General features: G+C 63.8%; 8 protein-coding genes. 1 reads left to right on the forward strand and 7 read right to left on the reverse strand.

All coding sequences use genetic code 11. The features are described 5' to 3' along the window. A partial coding sequence (locus KA184_16040; GenBank protein ID MBP8131090.1) for a mannose-1-phosphate guanylyltransferase occupies nt 1-1,013 on the reverse strand: 1,013 nt, incomplete at its 3' end. A 173-nt stretch (nt 1,014-1,186) separates the two neighbouring features. Between KA184_16040 and KA184_16045 the strand changes: the two genes are divergently transcribed. Next, complete coding sequence (locus tag KA184_16045; protein ID MBP8131091.1) at nt 1,187-2,398, forward strand: MFS transporter; 1,212 nt, start codon at nt 1,187-1,189, stop codon at nt 2,396-2,398. 9 nt (nt 2,399-2,407) lie between these two features. Here the strand turns inward: KA184_16045 and bshA are convergent, their stop codons facing one another. The 6 genes from bshA to KA184_16075 form a co-directional block, all read right to left on the reverse strand. After that, the gene (gene bshA, locus KA184_16050) at nt 2,408-3,538 is read right to left on the reverse strand and encodes an N-acetyl-alpha-D-glucosaminyl L-malate synthase BshA (protein MBP8131092.1); all 1,131 of its coding nucleotides are present in this window, start codon (nt 3,536-3,538) and stop codon (nt 2,408-2,410) included. Between the two features lie 15 nt (nt 3,539-3,553). Continuing rightward, nucleotides 3,554-4,261 (reverse strand): bacillithiol biosynthesis deacetylase BshB1, encoded by a 708-nt coding sequence (gene bshB1 / locus KA184_16055; protein ID MBP8131093.1) that lies wholly within the window; start codon nt 4,259-4,261, stop codon nt 3,554-3,556. After that, nucleotides 4,258-5,832, reverse strand: a complete 1,575-nt coding sequence (gene bshC / locus KA184_16060) for a bacillithiol biosynthesis cysteine-adding enzyme BshC (protein MBP8131094.1) — start codon at nt 5,830-5,832, stop codon at nt 4,258-4,260. The genes bshB1 and bshC overlap by 4 nt, the downstream gene beginning before the upstream one ends. Before the next feature lie 4 nt (nt 5,833-5,836). Then, nucleotides 5,837-6,595, reverse strand: a complete 759-nt coding sequence (locus tag KA184_16065; GenBank protein MBP8131095.1) for a class I SAM-dependent methyltransferase — start codon at nt 6,593-6,595, stop codon at nt 5,837-5,839. A 38-nt stretch (nt 6,596-6,633) separates the two neighbouring features. Then, a complete protein-coding gene (locus tag KA184_16070; GenBank protein MBP8131096.1) occupies nt 6,634-7,950 on the reverse strand; it encodes an aspartate kinase in 1,317 nt (438 codons plus the stop codon). Between the two features lie 82 nt (nt 7,951-8,032). After that, on the reverse strand, nt 8,033-8,386 hold a 354-nt coding region (locus KA184_16075), incomplete at its 5' end, for a site-2 protease family protein (GenBank protein MBP8131097.1).

The raw sequence follows: 8,386 nt of genomic DNA on the forward strand, positions 1-8,386 counted from the left end.
ACGACGGTATCTCGCAAACCAATGACGCCCACCGCCATGCGTTCCGCGCCCGGCGCGTTGTAGATGATACAGTCCGTGCTGTCGAGAACGGCGGGACCGCCCACGAGCAGGTTGCCCGCGGCGTCGCGCGCGCCATGGTCGAGCAAGGCCGGCCACGCGCCGACATCCGCCCACGGAAACGCGCCGCACACCACGAGCACGCGCTGGGCGCGCTCCATCAGGGCATAGTCAATCGAGATATCCTCCAGCGTATCGAAAACACGGTCCGCCTCGCGCTCCTCCCCCTGGCGCAAAGCAGCAGTCATCTGCTGGACAGCTTCGTGCAAGCTGTTTCTGGCAACGGCCGTTTCGCTGAGAAACGTGGAGGCGCGCCAGAAGAACATGCCGCTGTTCCAGAGGTGGCGCCCGGAAGCCAGATAGGCCTCGGCCTTTGTCCGGTCGGGCTTTTCGTGAAACTGCCGCACCTCAAAGACCCGCGGCGCGGCAAAACCCGGCAGAGGCGGACGATCCGCCGCTACTTCGATGTAACCGAAGCCCGTTTCCGGCCGAGTCGGCGCAATCCCGCAGACGACGAGGGCGTCGTGACACTCCGCGGCGCGCAAAGCCGTGTCGATGCAGACGCGGAACGCGGCGTCGTCTCCGATACGATGGTCCGCCGTGGTGACGGCAAGACTGATTTCCTCCGGCCCCAGGCCGGCGTGCCGGGCCATGATCCAGGCCATGACAAAGGCCAAGGCGCCGGAAGTGTTCTTCTTGCCCGGCTCGCCCAGCACATTCGCATCCGGCACGCCCACACGGGCTTTCCGGATAGGCTCGACCAGATGCCTGCCGGTGATAACGTAGAGACGTTCGGGTGGTATCAAAGGGAGCAGGCGCTCAACAGCCTCCTCAAGCATGCTTTTCGCCGGGTTCACCAGCGGCAGAAGCTGCTTGGGCCGGACCCGGCGTGACAAGGGCCAAAAGCGCTCGCCCGCGCCGCCGGCCATCACGATTCCAAACCGCGTAATTGCCATAGCCTGTACCTCGTTCTCACCTCCGGCGAGCCGCCGCGCGTCATCGGCCTCAGGGCGGCGCGCCGCAACACCTGGTATTTCGAATCAACGCACGAACGGCCGCGTCATGTCAAGTCCGGGACGCCATTCCGGTCTTGCGTTGGCGCCCTTATTGCGCTACGCTTGCGCCCCATATGAATCGCAACCGGCTTACCCGAGACGCGCGGCTTGTGCTTGTCTTGAACGCCTTGTACGTGGCCGCGGACGCATTGTGCTCGATTTTCGTCGGCGTGTATTTGTGGATCAACAGCCTCGAACTGCACGTCGTATGTCTCCATTATCTTGCGCTGTATGCCGTTACTCCAGTCGTGTTTATTCTTGCGGGCTGGTATTCCCAGGCGCGGGACCGGCTGCACGTCTATCGCCTGGGCCTCTTCCTGCACGCCGTGTACTATGGGACCATCCTCTATCTGCGCGAGGACGCGGCGCGTCTCGCGCCGCTGCTTGGCGGGCTGCTCGGCGTGACCTGGGGCCTGTTCTGGGCCGGCAACAACGTCTTCAACTACGACGTATCGGGCAAGGGCAGACGCGAATACTACTTCGGCTGGCTTTCGGCGGTCTCTGGCGCGGCGCAGTTGTTTGCACCCATGCTCGCCGGATTCTTCATAGAGTTCATGCCCAACGGCCGCGCCGGCTATCACACCCTTTTCGCGCTTGCGGCTCTTCTCTACCTGACGGCCATGGCATTGAGTCTGCGCATGCCACCCGACAAAACGCCCCGCCCCTACCATATTCGCCGCGCTCTCTTTCCGGGGAAGGACCAGCGGGACTGGCGCATGGTGATGCTGGCCGCGTTCACGCTCGCGGGCGCATTCAGCCTTTTCAACGTGTTGCTTGGCATCGTCATGTTCATAGAGACCGGCAAGGAAGCAAACGTGGGTCTGTTTGCCAGCGCACAGGCGATGGTGGGCATTCTTATCGCCTACACCGTCGGCCGCATGGTAACCCCTCGGACGCGCAGGCGCGCCATGCTATTCTCGACCTGTTGTCTTCTGGCCGCGGGCACGATCATCCTATGGCGCTTCAATATCTACACGGTCATCGCGTTTGGATTCCTGCGATCCCTGGCGGGCCCTCTGTTCGAGATTCCCCACTCGAGCGTCCGTTTCGAGGTCATCGAGCAAAGCGCGCCCGCGCCCGGACAGCACATTGAATACATCGCAGCGTGGGAGGCGCCCCTGGCCGTGGGGCGCGTGCTCATGGTGGGATTCCTGATAGCGCTGTACCTGCTTGCCGGGATGGTCGCGGTCCGCATTGTATTGTTCGCCCTGTGCGTCAACCGTTTCTTCACGTTCCTGCTTCTGTCCCGCACGTCCGCCATGCGTCACACGGCGGGCCGCCGGTAGCGACTAGGTTCACCTCCGGCGCCACCCCGCGAGCACCTCGGCGTACAGTTCCTCATACTGCGACACAATGTCCTCGCGGTTGTACAGGCGTAACGCGCGTTCGCGCCCGCGCCGGCCCATTTCCCGGGCTTTTGCGTCGTTCGTCAGCAGTTCTATCGCCTGCGCGCTCATCGCCTCAATGTCCCCCACCTCGCACAGGCAGCCCGTGACGCCGTCCTCGACGACTTCGACGATGCCGCCGCTGCGCGTGGCCAACACGGGAATCTGACACGCCATGGCCTCAAGCGGAACGAGCCCAAAACTCTCGTGTTCACTGGGCTGGAACACCAGGTCCGCACAGGGAAGGATTTCCTCGATGTTCTCCTGGCTGCCGAGATAGCGGACCTTGTCCGCAACGCCCAACTGCTTCCCGACACCGACCGCGGCCATGCGTTCGGGACCCTCGCCGACCATGATGAGCCGCGCCGGAATGCGCTCTGCGACGCGTTTGAAGACACGCACCACGTCCGTCACGCGCTTCACGGGCCGGAAGTTCGAGATGTGCATGATAATCTTCTCGCCGCCGTCCGCAAGGTGGCAGCGCCGTAACGGCGAATTGTTGAATTTTCGCGGGTCCACGAAGTTGTAGATGGTTCTGACACGGTCTTTGAGTCCGAACTCGCGCTCGGTTTCCGCCGTCAGCCACTGCGACACCGCCGTCACGGCCTGGCTCTGCTCCATGGCGAACTTTGTGATGCGGAAGAAAGAGGCGTCCGTTCCCACGAGCGTAATATCGGTGCCGTGCAGCGTGGTCACGATGGCGTAGCGCCGTTCCTCCGGCAGCATCCATTGGGCGAACAGCGCGGATGCCGCGTTGGGAATGGCGTAGTGCGCGTGCCACAGGTCGATCTCGTATTCCTCGGCCACTTCGCAGATCTTGGCAGCCAGCGCCAGCGAGCTCGGCGGCGTGCGAAACAACGGATAGGCCGCAATGTCCACGTCGTGGCTGTAGACATTGGCGTGAAAGCCCTTGAGCCGGAACGGCACCTCATAGGCCACAAAATGCACCGTATGCCCCCGTTCGGCGAGTGCAATTCCCAGTTCAGTGGCCAAGACGCCGCTGCCGCCCGCGGACGGATGACAGGTAATTCCGATTCTCATGGCGCGTGCTCCCTTTCAAGTCAGACCGGGCGGCAAGTCAAACCCCAAGGGCGCGTCCCCATAGAATGGTTCGCCATATCTTACGCCGACACGCGAGCCCCAGTACCCCGCGCGCGCCTCAATGGCGTCCCAGAAGGCTTCCGACGCCACCCAGGTCGGCTCGCCCGGATACGCAGGGTTGTACAACTGCGACCGGAACGCTCTCAACGCGTCGATCTTGGCGTCGAACACGCCGGTAATATCGACGACAAAGCGGGGTTCGGCGCCCGTCTCATGATATGCATTATAGTAATATATAACACTTGCCCGATGCGGCTCCTGGCCCGTATCCACCTTGCGCACACCCGCGAGGAAGTTGGCGTCCTTTGCCAGCGCGTGCGCCGCCGCATGGTCCGGATGACGGTCCGGAATCATGGGGGCAAGCAGGACCTTGGGCCGCCATGCGCGAATACGACGAATCACGGCCTCGCGCTGCTCCGGGTCATTCGCAACCCGCCCGTCTGGCAGGCCGGCCCCCTCGCGGACAGCGGCGCCCAGCAGACGCGCCGCTTCGCGCGCTTCCGCCTCCCGTTCCTCCGGCCGCCCGCGCGTGGCGAGTTCGCCGCGCGTCAGGTCGAGAATGCCAACACGGAGCCCCCGGCGCGACAGCTTGATGATCGTGCCGCCGGCGCCCAGGTCCGCATCGTCCGGATGGGCCCCCACGGCGAGTACGTCCAGCGTCATAGTTCTATCTCCGTCATGACAGATGATTCGATATCGAGCGCGTTCAGCAAGCGCGGCACAAGCCCCCACCCGTGCTCGAACAGAAACGAGAACAACGTGTACACCCGCTCCTGCGGCTTGCGGTCCGGCGCCAGCGCATGGCGCAGGCGCTCAACCTGTTTGCTCACGGCAGCGGTCTGCGCCTGGTCCGCGCGGCGCAACAAGCGTTCCATCCGGTCCAGGTCCGCCGCCGTCCTGGCGTGCAGGGCGCGCGCGGCGTCACGCGCGGGACTGGGCGCGTCCAGCGAGCCGAAAGCATCCGCAAGCGCTTCGACGGCGCCAAGCACCGTGGCGCGGCCCCGGCGAAGCGCATCGAGCGCAGGATGCGCCGCAACTGCGGCCAAGGCGCTGTCCAGCAGGGTCTCACCGCTGTCTGTCACGTCAGACGGAGCCCACCGGAACTTCTCCAGCAGTTTCCTCAGCTTCACCGTGACCAGCACGGCGCTCGCGCGGGGATACACGACCGGCATCGGCAGTTCAAACAGGGCAAAGAATTCCTTCAGTTGCGCCCAATAGGCGATCTCGCCGGGTCCCGCCACATAGGCAAGCGCCGGGAACAGCGCCTGCTGCACGACACAGCGCAGCGCCACGTTCGCGCTGAAGCGGTCCGGACTGCTCTCCAGTAACGCCGTCATCTGGGCGGGAGTCCAACTCAACTGATTCTCGGGCGCAAGGAACACTCCTTTTTCGAAAACAACTTTGCGCCGCCGGCCGTCAATCTCCACGAAGAAATTGCATTCGTGCCCGGCTTTGACCAACTGCGGCGCAAAACCAAGTGCTTCAAGCTGCCGCGCGGCTTCCCGCAACCGCGTGGTGCCCGCCAGCGGCGATGCTATCTCCCGGGCGAGCACCGGCGCGGCGATACGCCGCGCCGCAGGCAGCCGCGGTTCGAAAATCACCAGCGGCGTATCGCGAAACAGACGCGCGAGCAGGCGGGCGGTCCATGCGGCGAAAGACTCCGCGCCGTCGAGCGACTGATGCAACCACTCCGTTATCGCGGGGGCATGTTCCGAACCCGGGACCGCCTCCGCCAGCGCATCTACCAGGCCGTGCAACGAGTCTTCGGCAGGAATGCGATGCAGCGGCAGGGCGTCCACCGGCTGCGCGGGCGCATAGGTAAGACGAAGCGGCTGGTGACGTCGCGTCAGCACGGATACGCTGCGCGCTTCTTCGAAATCGTGGTCGTCGCTGCCCAGCCAGAAGACAGGCACGACGGGTCTGGCGTGGGTGCGCTCCAGACGCGCCGCAAGCTTGATGGCGGTCATCGCCTTGTAAATCGTGTACAGCGGGCCGCTGAAGAGTCCAGGCTGCTGGCCCGTAACAATGACCGCCTCATTGCCGGCGAACGAACGTTCCAGGCCCAGTCCGTGCTGATACGCGCGCATGTCCTCAACGAGCAGCGGGTCCCACGGCGTGATTTCCGGCAACGCCCCGGACCGCGGCGAAGGCTCGAAGACGCTTCGCGCCGGCCCCGCGTAAAAGGTCATCAACGCAGGCGCTTCGCCGCGATACGCATCCGGAAGACTCAGCATGGCCTCAAACCTTGGTTCCAGCCAGGATCAGGCGGGGGCTGTCTTCCCGCCACGCGCCGCCCGCGAAATCGCCGAAGCGCTGCTCCGCGGAAAGGCCCGCCTCCGCGAGCAGCGTTGTGAGTTCCGCCCCGGTATACAGCCGGACCGACTCCTCATAGGCCGCCACGACGGCGCCATCCTGCTTCACGATGGTCCTCTTGTTCACGCGGGCGGCGCGTTCGTCCAGCCAACGGTGTTCCTCAACCAGGTACGCGCCCGCGCGCCGCTCCGTATGCGGGGCAAGCGTCGCACGGACTTGCGGAGCGTTCAGAAAATCGAGCAGGAAGCGTCCGCCGGAATGCAGGACGCGCCCCATCTCGCGCGCCGCCTGCACGTTCTCCGAATCCTCCAGGAAATAGCCAAAACTGGTGAAGAAATTGAACACAACATCGAACGCTTGACCCACAAAGGGCAATGCGCGCATGTCGCCGCGGACGAACCGGAGCGCGGAACCACCTCGCCGGCGCGCCAACGCCAAGAGCGACGGCGAGTAATCCAGGCCGGTCAGGCGCGTCGTCCGTTCCGCCAGATGAACCATGTGCCGCCCCGCCCCGCAGCACAGGTCCAGCGCGCGGTCGGCGGGACCAAGCCCTGTGCAGGCGGCAGCAAAGGCGGCCTCCTGCGCCGCCGCCTCGATGCTTCGGTGCGCGTACACCACGGGATACAAGCTGTCGAACGCGTCCGCGAACCAGTCCGCCGCGATTGAAGTTTCCCGCCGGACCACGATGCGCCGTCCTTCCGCCGCGCCGTTGCGCGGCGCGGTTATTGCGCGCCCCAATGTTCGAAGGCATCATGAATGGCGCGCACCGCCTTGCCGAGGTCCTGTTCGTCCACGCCCACGATGATGTTCATCTCCGACGAACCCTGGTCGATCACGCGCAGGTTTACGTGCGCCTCGGCCAGGGCCGAACAGAGGCGCGCGGCCACGCCGATATAGTGGTTCATGCCCACGCCCACCGTCGCGATGATCGCTATTCCGTGGGTGAGGCTGATATTGTCCGGCTTACACCGTTCCCGCAGCAACTCGCACAGCGCGTCCCCTTTCTGACCCAATTCCTCATCGCGGACGATCAGCGAAAGCGTGTCGATGCCCGTGGGCATGTGTTCCCAGGCCATGTCAAGTTCTTCGAGCACTGACAGGACCCGCAGCCCGAAGCCGCGCTCCTTGTTCATGAAGGCTTTTTCCATGTTGACCATGGTGAAGCCCGAGCGGCCCGCGATGCCGCAGACCACCTGCCTGCTCTTGCGCCGCGCCACAATGGTCGTGCCCGGATGATCGGGTTCTTTCGTGTTGCGGATGTTGATCGGGATGCCCAATTCGCGCACGGGGAAGATGGCCTCGTCGTGCAGCACGGTCGCGCCCATGTACGAAAGCTCGCGCAATTCCTGGTACGTGATCTCTTCGATCCATTTCGCTTCCGGCACGATGCGCGGGTCAGCCATGCGGAACCCGGAAACATCCGTCCAGTTTTCATACAGATAGGAACCGGAAGCACGCGCAACGATCGAGCCCGTGATATCGCTGCCGCCCCGCGAGAATGTCTTGATGCGCCCGTCCGGCGTTGCGCCGTAGAAACCCGGCACCACGAACAGCCCCGGCCCCTGCAGCCGTTTCGCGAGCAGGTCATAGGTCACGGTATCCAACCGTCCCATCGCGTCAAAATGGATGCATTCCGCCGGGTCCACGAAAGTGGCGCCCAGCAACTCCGCGAGCAGGCGTCCATTCAGGTACTCGCCGCGCGACGCCATGTAGTCCGCCTCTTCGAAATGCGTAACATGCGACGCAATCTCTTCAAGACAGGCCTCCACATCGAACCCGAGATTGAGTTCCCGGGCCAATTCCGTAAACCGCTGGGAAATGATTTCATACGGTTCCGAAACGTCCAGCCCCTGCCGCGCCATGCTGTGCCACGTATAGAGCAGGTCCGTGATTTTCTTATCGGTCGAGACACGCTTCCCTGGCGCCGAAGGCACAACAAAACGCCGCGCAGGATTGGCGCGGATGATTTCCGCCACCTGACGCGCGCAGGCAGCGTCCGCCAGCGATGTCCCGCCAAATTTACACGTAATTCCGCTCATGTTTCATACACTCCCCGGAACAACCTCGCCTGACCGACACACACCGGGCGCGTCGCGCACCAGACGACGCGCCCACAGCCGGCTAGGGTATCAGGCTTTCCACCCAGCGCCGGACGTCGTGATAGGTGACGAAAACCATCAAAAACACAATAAAGAAGAGCCCAACCATCTGAAAACGTTCGACAAACTTCGGGTTCAACGGACGACGCCGGATACCTTCGATGCCGTGAATCACCAGTAGGCCGCCATCAAGGACCGGCAGCGGCAGCAGATTGAAGACGCAGAGGTTGATGCTGATGAATGCCGTCAGGCGTATGAGCCACATCAGCCCTTGTTCGGCAGCCTGGCTGGTCGCGCTGGCAATCATGAGCGGTCCCCCGAGATTGGTCGGGCTCACCGTTCGCGCCAGGAGCGCTTCAATGGTCCGCACGACGAC

The sequence above is a fragment of the Candidatus Hydrogenedentota bacterium genome, assembly GCA_018005585.1.
Classification (GTDB): domain Bacteria; phylum Hydrogenedentota; class Hydrogenedentia; order Hydrogenedentales; family JAGMZX01; genus JAGMZX01.